18 protein-coding genes are annotated in these 17,537 nt (G+C 68.5%); 9 read left to right on the top strand and 9 right to left on the bottom strand.

The genetic code is table 11. The annotated features are described in order from the left end of the window. The first annotated feature begins 4 nt into the window (after positions 1-4). From AC3WRR_RS10685 to AC3WRR_RS10705, 5 genes are all read left to right on the top strand, one after another. Positions 5-1,423 carry a flagellar hook-length control protein FliK gene (locus tag AC3WRR_RS10685; protein WP_010810692.1) on the top strand — a complete coding sequence of 473 codons (1,419 nt, stop codon included), beginning with the start codon at positions 5-7 and terminating at the stop codon, positions 1,421-1,423. Between the two features lie 197 nt (positions 1,424-1,620). Then, a complete protein-coding gene (locus tag AC3WRR_RS10690) occupies positions 1,621-1,797 on the top strand; it encodes a type II toxin-antitoxin system HicA family toxin (protein WP_010810693.1) in 177 nt (58 codons plus the stop codon). Positions 1,798-1,847: 50 nt separating this feature from the next. Continuing rightward, entirely contained in the window at positions 1,848-2,264 is a 417-nt protein-coding gene (locus AC3WRR_RS10695; RefSeq protein ID WP_010810694.1) for a type II toxin-antitoxin system HicB family antitoxin, read from the top strand. A 30-nt stretch (positions 2,265-2,294) separates the two neighbouring features. After that, the gene (alkB, locus tag AC3WRR_RS10700) at positions 2,295-2,957 is read left to right on the top strand and encodes a DNA oxidative demethylase AlkB (protein WP_011617823.1); all 663 of its coding nucleotides are present in this window, start codon (positions 2,295-2,297) and stop codon (positions 2,955-2,957) included. An 84-nt stretch (positions 2,958-3,041) separates the two neighbouring features. Beyond that, entirely contained in the window at positions 3,042-3,530 is a 489-nt protein-coding gene (locus tag AC3WRR_RS10705; RefSeq protein ID WP_492296914.1) for a GFA family protein, read from the top strand. Positions 3,531-3,579: 49 nt separating this feature from the next. On the opposite strand, the gene cysK is transcribed toward AC3WRR_RS10705, so the two are convergent. The 4 genes from cysK to AC3WRR_RS10725 all read right to left on the bottom strand — a co-directional run bounded on the left by cysK (position 3,580) and on the right by AC3WRR_RS10725 (position 7,954). Then, positions 3,580-4,497, bottom strand: a complete 918-nt coding sequence (gene cysK / locus AC3WRR_RS10710; RefSeq protein ID WP_010810697.1) for a cysteine synthase A — start codon at positions 4,495-4,497, stop codon at positions 3,580-3,582. A gap of 155 nt (positions 4,498-4,652) precedes the next feature. Then, positions 4,653-5,270 carry a DUF938 domain-containing protein gene (locus AC3WRR_RS10715; protein ID WP_492296916.1) on the bottom strand — a complete coding sequence of 206 codons (618 nt, stop codon included), beginning with the start codon at positions 5,268-5,270 and terminating at the stop codon, positions 4,653-4,655. A 74-nt stretch (positions 5,271-5,344) separates the two neighbouring features. Next, the gene (locus tag AC3WRR_RS10720; protein ID WP_011617843.1) at positions 5,345-5,857 is read right to left on the bottom strand and encodes a GNAT family N-acetyltransferase; all 513 of its coding nucleotides are present in this window, start codon (positions 5,855-5,857) and stop codon (positions 5,345-5,347) included. A 111-nt stretch (positions 5,858-5,968) separates the two neighbouring features. Then, positions 5,969-7,954: a PhoX family protein gene (locus AC3WRR_RS10725; RefSeq protein WP_492296918.1), complete on the bottom strand. Its 1,986-nt coding sequence runs from the start codon at positions 7,952-7,954 to the stop codon at positions 5,969-5,971. Positions 7,955-8,248: 294 nt separating this feature from the next. Between AC3WRR_RS10725 and AC3WRR_RS10730 the strand changes: the two genes are divergently transcribed. Together AC3WRR_RS10730 and AC3WRR_RS10735 are read left to right on the top strand one after the other, a co-directional pair. Then, the gene (locus tag AC3WRR_RS10730; protein ID WP_492296920.1) at positions 8,249-8,866 is read left to right on the top strand and encodes an IMPACT family protein; all 618 of its coding nucleotides are present in this window, start codon (positions 8,249-8,251) and stop codon (positions 8,864-8,866) included. Next, a complete protein-coding gene (locus AC3WRR_RS10735; RefSeq protein ID WP_439672186.1) occupies positions 8,859-9,173 on the top strand; it encodes a 2Fe-2S iron-sulfur cluster-binding protein in 315 nt (104 codons plus the stop codon). The genes AC3WRR_RS10730 and AC3WRR_RS10735 overlap by 8 nt, the downstream gene beginning before the upstream one ends. A gap of 163 nt (positions 9,174-9,336) precedes the next feature. On the opposite strand, the gene AC3WRR_RS10740 is transcribed toward AC3WRR_RS10735, so the two are convergent. Continuing rightward, entirely contained in the window at positions 9,337-10,434 is a 1,098-nt protein-coding gene (locus AC3WRR_RS10740) for an extracellular catalytic domain type 1 short-chain-length polyhydroxyalkanoate depolymerase (protein ID WP_492296921.1), read from the bottom strand. 132 nt (positions 10,435-10,566) lie between these two features. On the opposite strand from AC3WRR_RS10740, the gene AC3WRR_RS10745 reads away from it, so the two are divergent. Together AC3WRR_RS10745 and AC3WRR_RS10750 are read left to right on the top strand one after the other, a co-directional pair. Then, positions 10,567-10,767, top strand: a complete 201-nt coding sequence (locus AC3WRR_RS10745; protein ID WP_010810704.1) for a DUF3606 domain-containing protein — start codon at positions 10,567-10,569, stop codon at positions 10,765-10,767. Between the two features lie 313 nt (positions 10,768-11,080). Further along, positions 11,081-11,830 carry a carbonic anhydrase gene (locus AC3WRR_RS10750; protein WP_010810705.1) on the top strand — a complete coding sequence of 250 codons (750 nt, stop codon included), beginning with the start codon at positions 11,081-11,083 and terminating at the stop codon, positions 11,828-11,830. 96 nt (positions 11,831-11,926) lie between these two features. On the opposite strand, the gene AC3WRR_RS10755 is transcribed toward AC3WRR_RS10750, so the two are convergent. From AC3WRR_RS10755 to AC3WRR_RS10770, 4 genes are all read right to left on the bottom strand, one after another. Next, positions 11,927-12,682, bottom strand: a complete 756-nt coding sequence (locus AC3WRR_RS10755) for a sulfite exporter TauE/SafE family protein (RefSeq protein WP_492296923.1) — start codon at positions 12,680-12,682, stop codon at positions 11,927-11,929. 12 nt (positions 12,683-12,694) lie between these two features. Continuing rightward, the gene (locus AC3WRR_RS10760; RefSeq protein ID WP_010810707.1) at positions 12,695-13,051 is read right to left on the bottom strand and encodes an antibiotic biosynthesis monooxygenase family protein; all 357 of its coding nucleotides are present in this window, start codon (positions 13,049-13,051) and stop codon (positions 12,695-12,697) included. A gap of 27 nt (positions 13,052-13,078) precedes the next feature. Beyond that, positions 13,079-14,203 (bottom strand): cytochrome P450, encoded by a 1,125-nt coding sequence (locus tag AC3WRR_RS10765; protein WP_492296924.1) that lies wholly within the window; start codon positions 14,201-14,203, stop codon positions 13,079-13,081. A 155-nt stretch (positions 14,204-14,358) separates the two neighbouring features. Continuing rightward, positions 14,359-17,535 carry a CusA/CzcA family heavy metal efflux RND transporter gene (locus AC3WRR_RS10770; protein WP_492296925.1) on the bottom strand — a complete coding sequence of 1,059 codons (3,177 nt, stop codon included), beginning with the start codon at positions 17,533-17,535 and terminating at the stop codon, positions 14,359-14,361. Positions 17,536-17,537: the final 2 nt, after the last annotated feature.

Below are 17,537 nucleotides of genomic sequence, written 5' to 3' on the forward strand. Positions count from 1 at the left end.
CTCCATGATCGATATCAGCCAGATTGTCAGCAGCGCCGCCAATGCGGTCGAGGGCGCCAGGCGCGCCAGCGCCGACGCAACCGCGAGCGGATTCGGCGACGCGCTGTCGCGCGCCCGCGAAAGCAGCAAGGCGCCCGCGCCGCCGGCCGGGGAAACCGCCGCGCGCGACCAGCCCGCATCGCGCCAGCCCGCGGCGCAGGCCGACGCCGGCAAGCCGCAGCCAGCCGCCGCGGCCGGCAAGAAGCCCGCGGCCGGCCACAAGGATGAAAACCAGGACCAGGATGACACCGCGGCGGCCACGCCGACGGATGCCGCAGCCGCTGCCGCAGCGGCCCTGGCACTGATGCTTCCCGCCGCAGCCCCGGCCAGCCCCGCTGCCGCGCCGGCCGGCGCGGCGGGTTCCGCCCTCGCCGGCGTTGCCGACACCGGCGCCGCCGCACTGCAGGCGGCACTGGCAAATGCCGCGCAGCCGGCCACGGCAGATGCCCAGGCCGAGGCCATGCCGGCGGCCGCCACGCCGCTGCCGGACACGCTGCAGGTCGTCACCACCGAAGCCCGGCCCGCACAGCCTTCGGTTGCCGACACGCTGGCCACCATCGCATCCCAGCGCGCCGCGATGCAGGCCAGCGCCAGCGCAGGTACCGACGGCAAGGCCGGCACGGCGCAGGCCATCCCGGGCGACGTGCTGGCCGTCCAGCAGCAGGACGCCAGCGGCCAGTCTGCCGGCGGATCGGGCAATCGCCCGGAAAGCGGCATCGCCCGGCACCGCGCCGATCCGCTCGCCGCCAACCCCGGCACGGCGGATGCCAGGCCCGTGGCAACGCCGTTCGCCGCCGCACAGGCTGCCGCCCGCACCGGCGAGGCTACCGCGGCCAGCCCCGACAACACACCAGCCGTGGCCGCCGCGCTGGCCGGCCAGGCTACCCCGTCGGCTACTGCAGCCGCTGCGGCCGCCCGTCCCGTGGTCACACCGCAGCTGTACGACAGCCAGTGGCCGCAGGCCCTCGGCCAGCAGATGATCCGCATGAGCACGCAAGGCCAGCAAAGCGCCGAACTGCAGCTGAACCCGCCTGACCTCGGGCCGCTCAAGGTCGTGCTCAACGTGGTCAACGACCAGGCCCAGGCCCAGTTCGTCTCACCCCACCAGGCCGTGCGCGCCGCGGTGGAAGCGGCGCTGCCGCACCTGCGCACCGCGCTGTCGGAAAACGGCATCCAGCTTGGCCAGACCTCGGTGGGCGCAGACGGCTTTGCCAGCCAGGCGGGCAATGGGAACGGGCAGCAACAGCAGGCACCGGGGAATGGGCGCGGGCAAACCGGCTTTGGTAGCGGCACGCTGGCGGCTGTTGAGCCGGCGGCAGGGGCCAGTACGACGGTGCGTCCCGCGCGTGTGCTTGGGCGTGGCGAGATCGATACGTTTGCCTGAGTTCGCGCTGCATAGCGCAGTGTTGATTGCGCCACGGAGAATGCAAGGCCGCCCGACGGGCGGCCTTTGTTATGTCAGCGGCAGGGCGATTCATGTATTTCGCTCACAATCCTGCAACCAGATTTAACGGATTGCTGCTAGAATCGGTAAACATTTTTGCTTACCCTTGACTTTCCCTGAGGTGCAGGAGAATTCGGGTGAAGCAGAGTGAATTCCGGCGATGGCTCGCCGGACAGGGCGCCACCTTCAGTGAAGGCGCGAAGCATGTGAGGGTGTATCTCAATGGCAGGAAGACCACGCTGCCACGGCATCCCAGCCACGAGATCCGGGAGGGGTTGCGCAAGGCGATTCTCAAGCAACTCGGCCTGTCATGAGTCTTCCATCTCACGCCCCAACTTGCCCTTGTCGTCAAAGGAGTCCCAATATGCTGCGTTTCCCTGCCAACATCGTCCCGGACGACGGTGGCTTTGCTGTGTCGTTTCCCGATATCCCCGAAGCCCTGACCAGCGGCGACACCATCGAGCAGGCCCGCGAAATGGCCGCCGATGCGCTCGCCACGGCCATGGAATTCTATTTCGAAGATGGCCGCCCGGTGCCGCTGCCGTCGAAGGCAAAACGCGGCCAGCATCTGGTTGAACTGCCGGCCAGCGTGTCGGCGAAGGTGCTCCTGCTTAACGAGATGATCGCGCAGGGCGTGACGCAGGCGGAACTGGCGCGCCGGCTGAATACGCGCAAGCAAGAGGTGCAACGTATCGTCAACCTGGACCATGCGACCAAGATCGATACGATCGAGGCTGCATTCCGGGCGCTGGGGAAGCGGCTGGAACTGACGGTTGCCTGACCGCGCCAAGGCGTCCGTAAACCTCCACCCATGACTTTCGACCTGTTCGACGACCTGCCACCGAACGGCCCCGCCAGCCCCGCCATCGAACCCCTCGCCGACGGCGCCGTAGTCCTGCGCGGCCTGGCCCGTGCGGATGCCGAAGTGCTGCTGGCCGACGTCCAGGCCATCATCGCGCTTGCGCCCTGGCGGCACATGATCACCCCCGGCGGGCTGACAATGTCGGTGGCGATGGTCAACTGCGGCACGGTCGGCTGGGTCTCCGATGCGCGTGGCTATCGCTATGACCCCGTCGATCCGCTGAACGGAAAGCCGTGGCCGGAGATGCCGGCGAGCTTCCGGAAGCTGGCCACCACTGCCGCGGCGCAAGCGGGTTTTGCCGGTTTCGAACCGGATGCCTGCCTCATCAATCGCTACGAGCCGGGCACCCGGCTCTCGCTGCACCAGGACCGCGACGAGCGCGATTTCAGCGCGCCCATCGTTTCGGTCTCGCTGGGACTGCCCGCGGTGTTCCTGTTCGGCGGCATGCGCCGCGCCGACCGCCCGCAGCGGGTGCGGCTGGCGCATGGCGACGTGGTGGTGTGGGGCGGGCCGTCGCGGCTGGCCTTCCACGGCGTGGCGCCGCTGGCCGACGGCGACCATCCGCTGCTGGGGCGGCTGCGCATCAACCTGACATTCCGCAAGGCGCTTTAGCCATCACCGCCGCCTTGGCACTTTGCCGGGGGTTTTCTACAGTCAATGGACTGTCCTGAACGCCACCGTGCAAAGGCCCACACCATGCATCTCGACGGCTCCTGCCATTGCGGCGCGATCCACTTCTCGCTTGAATCCGACTCACCCAGTCCGTATATGCATTGCCATTGCTCGATCTGCCGCAAGACGGCCGGCGGTGGGGGCTACGCGATCAACATCGGCGGCGACGCGGCCACGCTGCGCGTGCGCGGGCGCAAGCACCTGGGCATTTACCACGCCGTGCTGCGCGAACCCGGCAAGCGCGTGCGGCGCTCGCCGGCGCAGCGCCATTTCTGCGTGAAATGCGGCAGCGCGCTGTGGCTTTGGGACCCGCGCTGGCCGGAGCTGGTGTATCCGCATGCATCGGCTATCGACACGCCGCTGCCGCGCCCGCCGGAGGTGGTGGAGGCCTCGCTGGAATCGGTCGCGCCCTGGGTCGACGTGCCCAAGGGCAAAGGCCATGTGCACTGCGACACCTGGCCGGAGGAATCGCTGGCGGACTGGCACAAGCGGCACGGCCTGTCGTCGCGCTGAAAGACTCCCGTTCGCGATATGAACGTTTTCATCGGCCGGCCTTGGCAGCTCAGGCGGGCAGGAACCCTTCGACGGTCAGGTAGCGCTCGCCGGTGTCGTAGTTGAAGCCCAGCACGCGCGCGTTGGCCGGCAGCCCGGGCAGCTTCTGCGCGATCGCGGCCAGCGTGGCGCCGGACGAGATGCCGACCAGGATGCCTTCCTCGCGCGCGCAGCGGCGTGCCATCTCGCGCGCGGGCTCGGCATCGACCTGGATCACGCCGTCGAGCAACGAGGTATCGAGGTTCTTCGGGATAAAGCCCGCGCCGATGCCCTGGATCGGGTGCGGCGCCGGCGCGCCGCCGGAGATCACCGGCGAGGCCACCGGCTCCACGCCAAAAACCTTGAGCTGCGGCCACTTGTCCTTGAGCACGCGGGCGCAGCCCGTCAGGTGGCCGCCGGTGCCGACGCCGGTGATCAGCACATCCAGCCCCTCGGGGAAGTCATTCAGGATTTCCTGCGCGGTGGTGCGAGCGTGCACGTCGACATTGGCGGGATTCTCGAACTGCTGCGGCATCCATGCGCCCGGCGTGGCCGCAACCAGTTCCTCGGCGCGAGCGATCGAGCCCTTCATGCCCTTCTCGCGCGGGGTCAGGTCAAAGGTGGCGCCATAAGCCAGCATCAGGCGGCGGCGCTCCACCGACATGCTGTCCGGCATCACCAGCACCAGCTTGTAGCCCTTGACCGCGGCCACCATGGCCAGGCCGATGCCGGTATTGCCCGAGGTCGGCTCGATGATGGTGCCGCCCGGCTTGAGCACGCCACGGCGTTCGGCGTCTTCCACCATCGACAGCGCGATGCGGTCCTTGATCGAGGCGCCGGGGTTGCTGCGCTCTGACTTGATCCAGACCTCGTGGCCGTTGCCGAACAGCCGGTTGATGCGGATATGCGGGGTATTGCCGATCGTCTGCAGGATGTTCTGGACCTTCATCGTGTTCTCCGTGGCGGGCGCGGTGTCGCAGGCTTGGAAGCCGCTGGCACCGCAGGATCGAATGACGGGATGATTTTAGAGCAAGGCGCCGCTCGGGCTGCCCGACTGCCACCGTGATCGTGATGCTGGTGCGCGGCTGAAGCGCGCGCAACGGGTTACTTGCGGAACACCAGGCTGAAGTTGTTGGCCGGCATCGGCACCGGGTCGTCGCAGCGCATGCCCTGCGCCTCGCCCAACGCGATCACGGCTTCCATGTCGCGCACGCCCCAGTCGGCATCGGTGGCGCGCAGCTGCGCGTCGAAGGCGGCGTTGCTGGGCGCCGTATGCGCGCCGCCGCGGCGATAGGGGCCGTACAGGAACAGCACGCCGCCCGGGCCCAGCAGCTTGCCGGCGCCTGCGAAGAGCGCCTCGGCCGCAGCCCACGGGGCGATATGGATCATGTTGATGCAGACCACCGCATCCGCGGCGTCGATGCCCCACGGCTGGCGGCAGACATCCAGCGCCAGCGGCGCGCGCACATTGGCCAGGCCCGCATGCGCGGTCCACGCGGCGATCGACGCGCGCGCGGCGGCTTCCGCATCGCTTGGCTGCCAGGTCAGTCCCGGCAACGCTGCCGCGAAGTGCACGGCATGCTGGCCGGTGCCGCTGGCAATTTCCAGTACCGTGCCGCTGGCGGGCAGCACTTTGCGCAATACCGCAAGGATCGGCTCGCGGTTGCGCTCGGTGGCGGGCGCCATGCGGCGTGCATCGGGGTCTTGGGTGGAGCCGGTCATGATGGCATGCTCAGCGGGGGAAAGCGCCTAGCGTAGCAGAATCGGCGCGCCGGGGGGCGCGCTGCCGCAGTGCGTCAACGGCCCCCCGGAATCCGGTAGATCAAGCGCTCAAACTTGCGCGTCGTGGCCTGGCCCACGACCGTGCCGCCAAGCGACTCTGCGATCCGGCGGCTGGGCCAGTTCGGTTCGGCCACGGGATAGACCAGGTGCGCCGGCGACAGGTTGTCCTGCGCCCATTGCGCCAGCGCAGTGACCGCTTCCAGGCCGAAGGCATGGCCGTGGCAGTCCTCGCGGATCCAGATGCCGAGTTCCGGCGCGGGCGTGTCGGCATGGTGCAATCCCGCCAGCCCCAGGAACAGCCCGTCGTCGGCACGCCGGATAGTGAGCACGAATTCCGAGCCTCGCGCCATGCCTGCCAGCCAGCCTTGCCACACGGTCTCGAAAGCCGCCGGCGAGGGCGACGGATCCCAGTCCATGAATCGGGCAAGCGTCGGGGTGATGCAGGCAAACGCCTCGGCTGCGTCGTCGCCACGAAAGGGCAGCAGGCTGAGGCGCGCGGAGTGGATGTGCGGAAGCTGGTCAGGCATGACGGGCGGGAGGCTGGGCGTGGTGCCGGAGTTGCCATGTTAAACGATCGCGCGCCAACAAAAAACGGCGGGCCGAAGCCCGCCGCCCTCATCCTGGCACTGCGCGACGCGTCAGGCCTTGGCCAGCCTGACGCCGGTCGGATCGGCCGTCAGGTAGCCCACGGCGGCACCGAAGCGGTCCTTGTAGTTGGCCATCACCTTGGCTTCAAGCGTCGGCCGGACCTTGTCGTGCAGCGGCGATTCCCAGTCGCCAACGTGCTGGAAGTTGCTCATCACATAAGTCCAGCCGTTGATCTCGTCCACCGCGTGCAGGCCCGTGGATTCGGCGCCGACCGGGCACGACAGCACGCGGCTGAGCACCTTGGTATCGACGTTGTACGCCCACAGGAAGTTGTTGACGTGGGTGTTGCTGTCCTCGCCGACAAACAACGTGCGCAGCTTTTCCGAGAACTTCAGGTTGTCGGGCGTGGCGACCTTGTCCGGGTTGGCAAAGTTGCCCAGCGCATCCTGCTGCTTCATCTTGCCGCCCCCCAGGTCTTCGCTGACCAGCGCGGGCACCGCCGCCATGTCGACCGGCACCCATTCGCTGTTGATGGCCGTGCCGGTCTTGTCGGCCTGGCCGCCCTTCAGGTTCAGCTCATAGACCGCGCCGGAGTACGGGCCTTCCACCTGGATATCACCGGCGTTGGCGGCATTGCCCGTGAGCATGCTCGACTCGATGCGGGACATGGCCGAGTAGGCCTTCTTGTCTTTGATGTTGACCGTGGTGCCTTCCATCTTGGTGAAGCCCAGGCTGCCGCCGACCAGGGCGGCGTAGCGGTGCGTTTCCAGGAACGCCGCGGCCTTTTCCATGCCCGGCATCAGCTTCACCCAGTTCGGCTTGCCGTTGTAGATGATGCGGGTGTAGCTGACGTCAGCGGGATCGGTGGTCTTGACATCCATGATGTCGGCCAGCCTGATGCCGCCGTCGACCAGCGCGCGGATTTCGGCACTGGTGGCGCTGCCCAGCCTGATCCACGACAGCGTGGCGCTGCCCGGGCCCACGCCCGAGGTCTGGTGCCACTTGGCCACGTACAGCGTGCCGGACGACAGGTCGCGGGCGCGGTCGGCGATAAACAGGAACAGGCCGCCGTTGGTGGCATCGTCGCCCATCAGCACGGTGCGTTCGTCGGGCATGACCTGTACCAGCTCATGCGAGATGCGGCCCAGGCAGTAGTGCTTCTTGATGGTGCCGGTGCCGTCCGGGTTGACCGTGACTTCCGGCAGGTGGCCGTAGTTGTAGGCGTTGGCGCGGGCCGGGTCGCCGTACAGGTTCTGGCTGTAGCCCTGCAACTGCGTGACCGCGCTGGCGTTCAGCAGGTCGGTCTCGTACTCCTCGCTCGACAGGTGGGTGTTCCACGGCGACAGGCTGGCGCCGCAGGTGATCCACAGGCCGTTGACGCCCGAGGTATCGACATTGTGGTACTTGAGCGGGGTCAGCTTGCCGGTGGCCGGGTCCTGGTCCAGCGTCACCACGGCGATCGGCGACGGCAGCAGGCCGTACATGCTGACATTGCCCTGGTTGCGCGTGGTGTACTCGAACTGCACCACCGCAAACACCGTCTTGCCCTTGACGCCGGGCACGGTCGGGTTGGCCAGGGTCAGCAGCGAGCTGCCGTCCGGCGCGTCGGAGAAAAACTGGCGCTCCTTGCCGGCCACGGAGGTGTCCATGATCGGCTTGTTGTTGATGTCGTAGTAGCCGCCGGCCAGGATGGTGCCGCCCTTGCCGTCGGGCAGGGTGTCGCCGGTGATGAAGAACGGCTGGTAGGCCAGCTTGTAGGTCTGGCTGCTGCCGTCGCTGAACGACACCTTGAGGCTGGAGCCCACCGTGGTGGTCGCCATGGCGTCGGGCGTTGCCAGCGTCGGCGCGCTCATGCCAACGAATTCGGCCGTGGTGAACGTGGCCGCCTGGGCCGGCGGAAGCGGCGCGGCGACAGCGTCGTCGCCACCGCCGCAACCTGCCAGCAGGCTGGTGGAGGCAAGACCAAGCGGCAGCATCGGCGCGCCGGCCAGGAGCTTCAGGGCCTTGCGGCGGCCTGCATTGGGTTGTTCAAGCATGTTCTCGATCCGGGGAAGAGGAAGGGATATGTTGTTCACTGCGTATTTGCGCCGGTCCCGCGGGCGGGGCCGGGCACCTGTTGGCACAGGCGGGCGGCGGGCGGCATTGCGCATGGCCGGAGCGGATCGTAGGCGCTGTTTGTGACACCAAGTTGACGATACGACACAAAAGCGGCGCTTTCGGCTGAGCCAGGATGCCGCTGCGGTACACTCGCCCTTTGCATCCGCGGCTCCACAGGCGCGGACCCATTGAATGCCGGCAGCCGCCGTTTCTGCCTACTTCCGCCCTTCCGCTTGCCCACCTACACGCTAGCCAACCCCGTCCGGGCCGAGATCGAAATCCGCAAGAGCCGCTTCCTGGCGCTGGCACTGCCCGTTGCCGACCGTGACGCCGCCATGGCGGCGCTGCAGGCGCTGCGCGCCGAGCACCCCACCGCCACCCACGTGTGCTGGGCCTTGCTGGCTGGCGGCGCCTCGGGCATGTCCGACGATGGCGAGCCCTCCGGCACCGCCGGCCGGCCCATCCTTGAAGTGCTGCGCCACCATGACCTGGACGGCGTGCTGGCGGCGGTGGTGCGCTATTACGGTGGCGTCAAATTGGGGGCGGGCGGGTTGGTGCGCGCTTACACCGATGCCATCGCGGCCGCGCTGAAAACGGCCGAGCGCGTGGAACGCATCGCCTACGGCACCCTGACGGTGTCCGTCGACTATGCCGATGAGCCGCGCGTGCGCCGCTGGCTCGACTACGAAGCGCAGCCGGGCTGCACGCTGGCCGACACCGCCTATGGCGCGCTGGCCACGCTGGTCCTGCGCATGCCCGCAACCCAGCTCGACGCCGCACGCGACGCCCTGCGCGACGCGACCCACGGACGCGCCCAATTCCCGGAAGCGGAGGATGAGGCCCATGGCTGAACGCGAGCTGGTGGCGCCCGACGACCGCGCCGAATTCACCGCAAGCGTGCTGCCAGGCAATACCCGCTTCGCCGCGCCGGCGGAGCTGAGCCTGCTGGAAGCTGCCTTGCTCGAAGGCGTGGCGCTGCCCAACTCCTGTCGCAACGGCACCTGCCGCGCCTGCGCCAGCCGGCTGCATGCGGGGACGATCCGCTATCGGATCGAATGGCCGGGGTTGAGTCTGGATGAGAGGGAAGAGGGGCTGATCTTGCCGTGTGTGGCTTGTCCGGCCAGTGATGTGGTGATTGAGCCGGTAAGCTTGGGGTAGGGGTCAGTCGAAGGTACTATTCGACACTTTTGTCGAGGTCGGGCAGCCGTGTCAGGTCTTGCAGGAAGCCGAGACGAGACTTCGCCGTTCGCTCGCTCGGAGAAAACGCGATCACCTTCGTAACCGGATGACAGCGCGATATCCATGAGGCGTCAAGCCTGCCTCACCCCCCAACCGCCAGAAAAAATCGCAACGCCAGCTTCAACCCATCCGGCCCCGCCGGATCGGAGAACGCCTGCCCGCCTGCCCCGCCGCTCCAGGCGTGACCCAGGCCCTCGATCCGCACCAGGCGCACGTAAGGCGACTTTCCCTCCGTCCAGTCGAACACATCCATGGCACGGCGCATGCCGCGCTGGATGCGCCGTGCCGGCGCCGCGGACAGCGCGTGCGCATCCTCCGGCTGCAGGTGCATCCACATGCCCGCCGCGGCGGTGGCGTTGCTGAAGTCGACCACGTGGTCGGAATCGCCATGCAGCAATAGCAACGGCGGCGGGCGGCGCCCTGCCAGTCCGAACCGCAGCGCCTGCATGGCCTTGGCATCGGGCCCGTGCCCCCCGCGCATGGCGCGCGCTGCCTGGGCGGCATTGCTGGCGCTCCATGGCACCGCGCCGGAGTGCGACCCCACTGCGGCAAAGCGTCCCGGATAGCGCAGCCCCAGCATCAGCGCCATCGCGCCGCCCGCGGACAGCCCCAGCACGCTGATGCGGTCCGCGGCAACCGGATGGCCGCGGCAAGCCTGGTCGATCAGCGCCATCAGCAGACCGGCCTCGACGCCACCCTGCGCGCCGGGCCGGAACCAGTTCCAGCAGCGCTGTGCGTTGGCCTGCGAGGTCTGTTCAGGCAGCAACACCACCCAGCCGGCTTCGCGCGCCACCGCGGCGGCGCGCGTGACCGCGGCAAAGCTGGCGGCATCCTGGCCGCAGCCATGCAGCAGCACCAGCATCGGGGCGCGCCGCGACGCCGTGACGCCGGCCGGCACAAAGATGCGGTAGCGGCGCGGCGCCACTGGTGCGCCCCATGCGCCTTCTTCCCAGCGCCCGCTGCCGCGGTTCTGCGGCGCCTGCACCGGCGATACCACGCCCGACAGTGCGCGCTGCGTGGCGGCCGTGACTGCAGCCGATTGCTTCACCGCGTTGCGCACGATGGCCTCGGTCATCGGCCTGGTCAGGTTCTGGTTGACGGCGCGCTGCATGCGGCGCGCATTGCGGGCCGCGGCCTTGTTCAGCGTGGACCAGAGTTTTGCACCAGATGAGCGGGGCATGCGGCGTCCTGTCGGCTGGGGTAACCCGTACATCATATGCGCAAGCTCAGGCCGCCTTGCATGCAACGCGTGCCGGATCACTGCCTACAATGCAAGGGCCGTGTCGCCCCGAGACATGGACAGGAGGCAAGCATGAGCGATGTGACAAACGAGTTCAGGCCTTTGGATCCTGGCCGCATCAACCTGATGGATCCGCTTGAAGTGCAGTACTGGTGCCGGGAGCTGGGCTGCAGCACCAGCGACCTGGAGAACGCCGTCGATGCCGCGGGCGACCATATCTCCGCGGTACGCGCGCAACTGGAGTCGAACCAGGCCGGCGCGCGGCCTGGCTGAAATCCCGAGACAAACGGTGGCAGGCAGGCATCCCCGGCTGAGCGGGGATGCCTGTGGAGCGTGCCACGTGAGATGTCGGCGCCGTGTCCGTTCCATGCCGGCATGCGCGGCACGCATCAATCGCATGCGTGCATGCAGTCCGTACCCTTGTTAAACGCTGTGCAGACCGGAATTCAGCAATGCCTTATTCGCTGGACGGTAGTTTTGCTGCATGATTTCCGGCCCGGGCAAAAGACCCGGCACTCAAGACGGGGACAGCTTGACAACACCACGTCGGAAACCAAGGGGTTACCAACACTAGGACGCATCGACAATGAACACCAGGCTGCCGATTATCACGGTTTGCACCGCCTTGCTTGCACCTGCCGCGTGGGCCGGCAATGACCCGCACTGGAGCTACACCGGACCGACCGGTACCAGCCACTGGGCCGAGCTCGACCAGGACTACAAGACCTGTGCGCTGGGCAAGCACCAGTCGCCCATCGATATCCGCACCAGCAAGGCCCGGCCTGCGGACCTGAAGCCGATCGGCTTTGGCTACGCCGCGGCGCCCGCCACCGTGGTCAACAACGGCCACACCGTACAGGTCAACCTGCCCGCAGCGGGGCAGATCGAACTCGACGGCGTGCCCTACAAGCTGCTGCAGTTCCACTTCCATACGCCCAGCGAAGAGAAGATCAACGGCAAGGCCTATCCGCTGGTCGCGCACCTGGTGCACCAGAATGCAGAAGGCAAGCTGGCGGTGGTGGCGGTGCTGTTCAAGTCCGGGCGGGAGAATGCGGCGCTGAAACCGGTCTTCGCGAGCCTGCCGGCCAAGGCCGGAGAGTCGCGCGAACTGACGGCGCCGCTGGATGTGGCGGCGTTGCTGCCGGCCCGGCAGTCGTACTGGGCCTTCACCGGCTCGCTGACCACGCCGCCGTGCAGCGAGGACGTGCGCTGGCAGGTGCTGAAGACCCCGGTGGAAGTGTCGCCGGCGCAGTTGGCCGCATTCCGTCAGCTTTATCCGATGAACGCCCGCCCGGTGCAGCCGCTCAACGGCCGCACGGTGCAGGTCAGCCACTAGAGGACGGCGCCCGATAGAAGTACCAATCGGGCGGCAATGACCGACTGTGCGCTCCCTCTCCCGCTTGCGGGAGAGGGGAGCAAGCCAGCGGCAGGGTCAGGACAGCCCGCGCAGCGCCAGCTCGCCGCCCAACACCAGCAGCCCGCAGAAGAACAGCTTGCGGAAGCGCTCGGCGCTGATCCGGTGGCGCAGCCACTGGCCCAGGAACATGCCGCCGAGCGCCGGCACCAGCGCCAGCGCCGAGGCGCCCAGCACCGGCATATGCAGCAGCGACCCGCCCATGGCCAGGCTCACCGCCAGCGCAATGGTCGATACCGTGAACGACAGCCCGAGCGCCTGCACCAGGCTTTCCTTGTCCAGCCCGAGTCCCTGCAGGTAAGGCACGGCGGGAATCACGAACACACCGGTCACCGCCGTAATGCCACCCGTGACCAGCCCGATCAACGGCCCGAGCCACCGCTCCGCCCCTGCCGGCACCACCAGCTTCACCGCTGCCAGCCCGACCACCGCGTACAGCACCAGCGCCACACCCAAGGCCGAGGTCGCGTGCGTCGTCATGCCGGCCGGCACCCATGCCGCGCACAGCCAGGTGCCGGCGCAGATCGCCACCAGCATCGGCCACAGCCGTAGCATCAGCTGCCCGAAGCGCGGGCCGCTGAACAGCTGCACCACGTTGGTCACCATCGACGGCGCCACCAGCAGCGCCGCCGCCTGCGCGGGCGGCATCACCAGCCCCAGCATGCCCACCGCAACCGTGGGCAAGCCCAGGCCCACCACCCCCTTGGCAAAGCCTGCCAGCAAGAACGTCAGGCCGATAAAGGCGGCTTGGGTGGCGATTGCTTCCATCGTCATCGCTGCCCCCCCTCAGCCCGCCTTGTGGTCATGCACCGCGCGGCTGTCCGCCGGCGCCTGGTCGCGCTCGTTCAGCCCGTAGTCGCGCAGCACCTGCGCCACGCGCAGCCGGTAGCCGGCAAACACGCCGCCGCGACCGGCCGCCTGCGCCTGGCGATGAGCCAGCGTATTGCGCCAGGCGATCACCGCGGCCTCGTCGCGGAAGAACGACAGCGACAGCAGCTTGTTGGGGTTGGTCAGGCTCTGGAAACGCTCCACCGAGATAAAGCCGTCGATGGCCTCCAGCTGCGGGCGCAGGTGCGCGGCGATGTCGAGGTAGTTGTCCTGCCGGCCCGGCGCGGGCTCGACTTCGAAGATGACTGCGATCATGTTGTCTCCTGGGGGCAATGGCGGGAATCAAAGGAAATGCGGAATGCGTGCGTTCAGCGACGGACGATAGCGGAATGCCTGCGCCAGCGCGGCCGGGTCGGCCCCACGCGCACGCAGCGCCGCCACCGTGGCGGCAGCCAGCGCCTGCGCCAGGCGGTCGCCGGGACAGGCATGGCGGCCGTGGCCGAAGGTCCATGGCCGTTCGCCGGCCGCGGCACCACTGCCCGACGCCGCGGCCAGCAGCACCAGCACCGCGTCGCCGGCCTTGACGGCGTGGCCGCACAGTTGCGCATCGGCGGCCAGGAAGCGCCGCGTATTCTGCACCGGCGGATCCTCCCGGGCGACCCGCGCCACCACGGCATCGAGCGGCAGCCCTGACTGCGTCGTGTCGCGACCCAGCCGCAGCAGCGTATTCCCGGCCAGCGCCGCGGTGGCTTCGCAGGCTTGCACCAGCAGGCCGATGATGTTGGCGGCGACCGCCTGCGCGTCGATGCCGGCGGCACGGGCTGCCTGCCGCAGCGCCGGCAGCGGCCCTGCGCCGTCCGCCGCATCGGCAAGCCAGTGCCCCAGCCATTGAGCGGCCTCGGCGCCTGCGCGCACGGCCGGTGCATCGGCCAATGGCGACTGCGCGCCGGCGAAGGCCGCAACCCGTTGTGCGGCTTCGGCCGCGCTGCTGCCTTCGTTGGCAACCGGCAGGCCAAGCAGGTCGGCGACCGTGACGACCGGCAGCGTGAACAGCCAGCGATTGATGCACTCGCCGGACATGGCGGCCCAGGACGCTTCGCCGGCATCGAGCACCGCCGCCAGCACCGTTGCGCGCTGCGCCGCGGCGGCCGGGTCGATACCCGCCAGCATCGGCATCAGCAGGGCCTTGAGCGGCGCGTGCGCGGCGCCGTCGTTCATCCGGACCAACCGGCCGTACAGCTCGCCGGCGGCGGTGCCGGCCAGCGCGGGCGGCACCGGCTGTGCGGGCGGCCGCACGCGGCAGTCGGAGTGGGCAAGCACGTCGGCCACTTCCTGCGGGCCGGCGGCAACCCACAGGCCAAGGCGGTCATCGCGGAAGAATGGCTGGCTGGCGGCCAGCTCCCGGTAGTACGGGTACGGGTCGGGATGGGTGACGGCGCTGAGCGGATCGATATCGGTATCGGGCATGGCGGCACAGTGGATGGAAGTGCTGAGTCCTTGCAGCGAACCCAGCGCCCGGGGGCGGGCGGACAGTCACATCATGCCGCCGCGGCGCAGGCCGAAGGTTCATGGTGACATGAACTATCGAATGAAGTGACGCAACGCCGCCACACCCTGGGACTTCACGCATCCATTCGCGCCAGCTCCCCTTCCCCTTGCGCCGCTTCCGTCGCCGGCTCGTCGTTCCGGTGCGCCAGCCGGTACAGCACCGGCAACACCAGCAAGGTCAGCGCCGTCGACGACAGGATGCCGCCGATGACGACCGTCGCCAGCGGACGCTGCACCTCGGCACCCGTGCCCGTGGCCAGGGCCATCGGCACGAAACCAAGCGACGCAACCAGCGCGGTCATCAGCACCGGCCTCAGCCGCGTCAACGCCCCATCGCGGATCGCCGCATCCAGCCCATGGCCTTCCTCGCGCAGCGAGCGGATAAACGACAGCATCACCAGCCCGTTGAGCACCGCCACGCCGCACAGCGCGATAAAGCCCACCGCCGCCGAGATCGACAGCGGAATGCCGCGCAGCCATAGCGCCAGGATGCCGCCGGTCAGCGCGAACGGGATGCCGGTGAAGACCAGCAGCCCGTCCTTGACGTTGCCGAACATGGCGAACAGCAGCACGAACACCATCCCCAGCGCCAGCGGCACTACTATGCGCAGCCGCGCGGTGGCGGACTGCAGCTGCTCGAAGGTGCCGCCCCAGCTGGTCCAGTAGCCCGCCGGGATCTGCACGCGCGCGCGGATGGCGGCCCCGGCCTCGGGCACGAAGCTGCCGATATCGCGCCCGCGCACATTGGCGCTGACCACGATGCGGCGCTTGCCGTTCTCGCGCGAGACCTGGTTGGGGCCCGGCGCGATCTCCACGCTGGCGACTTCGCTCAGAGGGATATAGCTGGTGCGCGCTGCGGCTTCCTTCGGCAGCGGCACCGGCAGGCGCCGCAGCGCTTCCACGTCCTCGCGCACGGCATCGGGCAGGCGCACCACGATGTCGAAGCGCCGGTCGCCGCTGAAGAAGGTGCCAGACACCTTGCCACCGATGCCGATCGCCACCGCATCCTGGATATCGCTCAGGTTCAGGCCATAGCGCGCCGCCTTGTTGCGGTCGATCTGGACTGTCAGCATCGGCAGGCCGGTGGTCTGTTCGACCCTCACCTCGGCCGCGCCGGGGATGCCCTGCAGCACCGCCGCGATGCGATTGGCGGTCTGCTCCAGCACGGCGTTGTCGTCGCCGAACACCTTGACCGCCACGTCGGAGCGCACGCCCGAGATCAGCTCGTTAAAGCGCAGCTGGATCGGTTGCGAGAATTCATAGTTGTTGCCCGGCAGCTTGCCCACCTCATCGCGGATCGCGGCGATCAGCTGGTCGCGCGTGCGGCGCGGCTCGGGCCATTGCGACATGGGCTTGAGCATGATGTAGCCGTCGGAGATATTCGGCGGCATCGGGTCGGAGGCGATCTCCGCGGTGCCGGTGCGCGCAAAGATGCGCTCGATCTCCGGGAACCTGGCCTTCAGCGCGGTTTCCACCTGCTGCTGCATCGCCACGGATTGCGTCAGGCTGGTGCCGGGGATGCGCAAGGCCTGGATCGCCAGGTCGCCTTCATTCAGGCTGGGCACGAACTCGCTGCCCAGCCGCGTGGCAATGGCCAGGCACAATGCCACCGCCACGCCGGCAAACGTCAGCACCACTGGCGTCGCGGCCAGCGAGCGCTCCAGCAGCACCGCGTAGCGGCGGCGTGCCCAGGCCATCAGCCGGTTCTCGCGCTCGGCCACGCGGTTGCCGATAAACTGCGCCACCGCGGCCGGCACGAAGGTCACCGACAGCACCATCGCGCCCAGCAACGCCAGCACCACGGTGAAGGCCATCGGGTGGAACATCTTGCCCTCGACCCCGGTCAGCGCAAAGATCGGCAGGTACACCACCATGATGATCAGCTGCCCGTACAGCAGCGGCCGGCGTGCCTCGCGCGCCGCGGCAAAGACTTCATGCAGGCGTTCCCTGCGCGTGAGGGGCCGGCCGTGGCGCTCCTGCGCATGCGCCAGCCGGCGCACGCAGTTCTCGACGATCACCACCGCGCCGTCGACGATGATGCCGAAGTCCAGCGCGCCCAGGCTCATCAGGTTGGCGCTGATGCGGTAGTGCACCATGCCCGTGAAGGTGAACAGCATCGACAGCGGGATCACCAGCGCGGTGATCAGCGCCGCGCGCAGGTTGCCCAGGAACAGGAACAGGATGGCGATCACCAGCACCGCGCCTTCCAGCAGGTTCTTCTTGACCGTGGCAATGGCCTTGTCGACCAGCGTGGTGCGGTCGTACACCGTGACCGCCTGCACGCCCTTGGACAGCGTGCGGTTGATCTCGGCCATCTTGCGGTCCACCGCCTGCGAGACCGTGCGGCTGTTCTCGCCGATCAGCATGAACACGGTGCCCAGCACCACCTCGCGGCCGTTCTCGGTGGCCGCGCCGGTGCGCAGCTCGCCGCCGGTCTGCACGGTGGCCACGTCGCGCACGCGGATCGGCAGGCCCTGCGCGGTGCCGACGATCACGTCGCGGATATCCTCAAGCGAGCGCACCTGCCCCGGCACGCGCACCAGGTACTGCTCGCCGCGGCGCTCGATATAGCCGGCGCCGACGTTGTCGTTGTTCTTCTCCAGCGCGCTCACCACATCGGCCAGCGACAACCCGTACGACGCCATGCGCTCCAGACTGGGCGCGACCACATAGGCGCGCGCATGGCCGCCGATGGCATTGACCTCGGTCACGCCGGGTACGTTGCGCAGCTGCGGGCGGATCACCCAGTCCTGGATCTCGCGCAGGTCCGACAGCGTATAGGGCGTGCCATCCGGCTTGCGCGCTCCGGGGTCGGCCTCGACCGTCCACAGGTAGATCTCGCCCAGCCCGGTCGAGATCGGGCCCATCGCGGGCGTGATGCCGGCAGGCAGCTTGTCGCGCGCTTCCTGGATGCGCTGGTTGACCAGCTGGCGCGCAAAGTGGATATCGGTGCCGTCGCGGAAGATCACCGTCACCTGCGACAGCCCGTAGCGCGACAGCGAGCGCGTCTGCTCCAGCCCGGGCAGGCCCGCCATCACGGTCTCGACCGGATAGGTGATGCGCTGCTCGGTCTCCAGCGGCGAATAGCCCGGCGCGGCAGTGTTGATCTGCACCTGCACGTTGGTGATATCCGGCACCGCGTCGATCGGCAGCCGGGTGTAGCTGTACAGGCCCAGCGCGGCCATGCCCAGCACCGCCAGCAGGACCAGCCAGCGTTGCTCGATGGCAAAGCGGATCAGACGTTCAAACATGC

The sequence above is a fragment of the Cupriavidus sp. FW305-3-2-15-C-LB2 genome (genome assembly GCF_058787575.1).

Bases quoted from the DNA above. Each gene is read 5' to 3' on its own strand.
- AC3WRR_RS10685 (WP_010810692.1), top strand. From the start codon at position 5: ATGATCGATATCAGCCAGATTGTCAGCAGCGCCGCCAATGCGGTCGAG.
- AC3WRR_RS10695 (WP_010810694.1), top strand. From the start codon at position 1,848: ATGCTGCGTTTCCCTGCCAACATCGTCCCGGACGACGGTGGCTTTGCT.
- alkB (WP_011617823.1), top strand. From the start codon at position 2,295: ATGACTTTCGACCTGTTCGACGACCTGCCACCGAACGGCCCCGCCAGC.
- AC3WRR_RS10705 (WP_492296914.1), top strand. From the start codon at position 3,042: ATGCATCTCGACGGCTCCTGCCATTGCGGCGCGATCCACTTCTCGCTT.
- cysK (WP_010810697.1), bottom strand. From the start codon at position 4,497: ATGAAGGTCCAGAACATCCTGCAGACGATCGGCAATACCCCGCATATC.
- AC3WRR_RS10715 (WP_492296916.1), bottom strand. From the start codon at position 5,270: ATGACCGGCTCCACCCAAGACCCCGATGCACGCCGCATGGCGCCCGCC.
- AC3WRR_RS10720 (WP_011617843.1), bottom strand. From the start codon at position 5,857: ATGCCTGACCAGCTTCCGCACATCCACTCCGCGCGCCTCAGCCTGCTG.
- AC3WRR_RS10725 (WP_492296918.1), bottom strand. From the start codon at position 7,954: ATGCTTGAACAACCCAATGCAGGCCGCCGCAAGGCCCTGAAGCTCCTG.
- AC3WRR_RS10735 (WP_439672186.1), top strand. From the start codon at position 8,859: ATGGCTGAACGCGAGCTGGTGGCGCCCGACGACCGCGCCGAATTCACC.
- AC3WRR_RS10740 (WP_492296921.1), bottom strand. From the start codon at position 10,434: ATGCCCCGCTCATCTGGTGCAAAACTCTGGTCCACGCTGAACAAGGCC.
- AC3WRR_RS10745 (WP_010810704.1), top strand. From the start codon at position 10,567: ATGAGCGATGTGACAAACGAGTTCAGGCCTTTGGATCCTGGCCGCATC.
- AC3WRR_RS10750 (WP_010810705.1), top strand. From the start codon at position 11,081: ATGAACACCAGGCTGCCGATTATCACGGTTTGCACCGCCTTGCTTGCA.
- AC3WRR_RS10755 (WP_492296923.1), bottom strand. From the start codon at position 12,682: ATGACGATGGAAGCAATCGCCACCCAAGCCGCCTTTATCGGCCTGACG.
- AC3WRR_RS10760 (WP_010810707.1), bottom strand. From the start codon at position 13,051: ATGATCGCAGTCATCTTCGAAGTCGAGCCCGCGCCGGGCCGGCAGGAC.
- AC3WRR_RS10765 (WP_492296924.1), bottom strand. From the start codon at position 14,203: ATGCCCGATACCGATATCGATCCGCTCAGCGCCGTCACCCATCCCGAC.
- AC3WRR_RS10770 (WP_492296925.1), bottom strand. From the start codon at position 17,535: ATGTTTGAACGTCTGATCCGCTTTGCCATCGAGCAACGCTGGCTGGTC.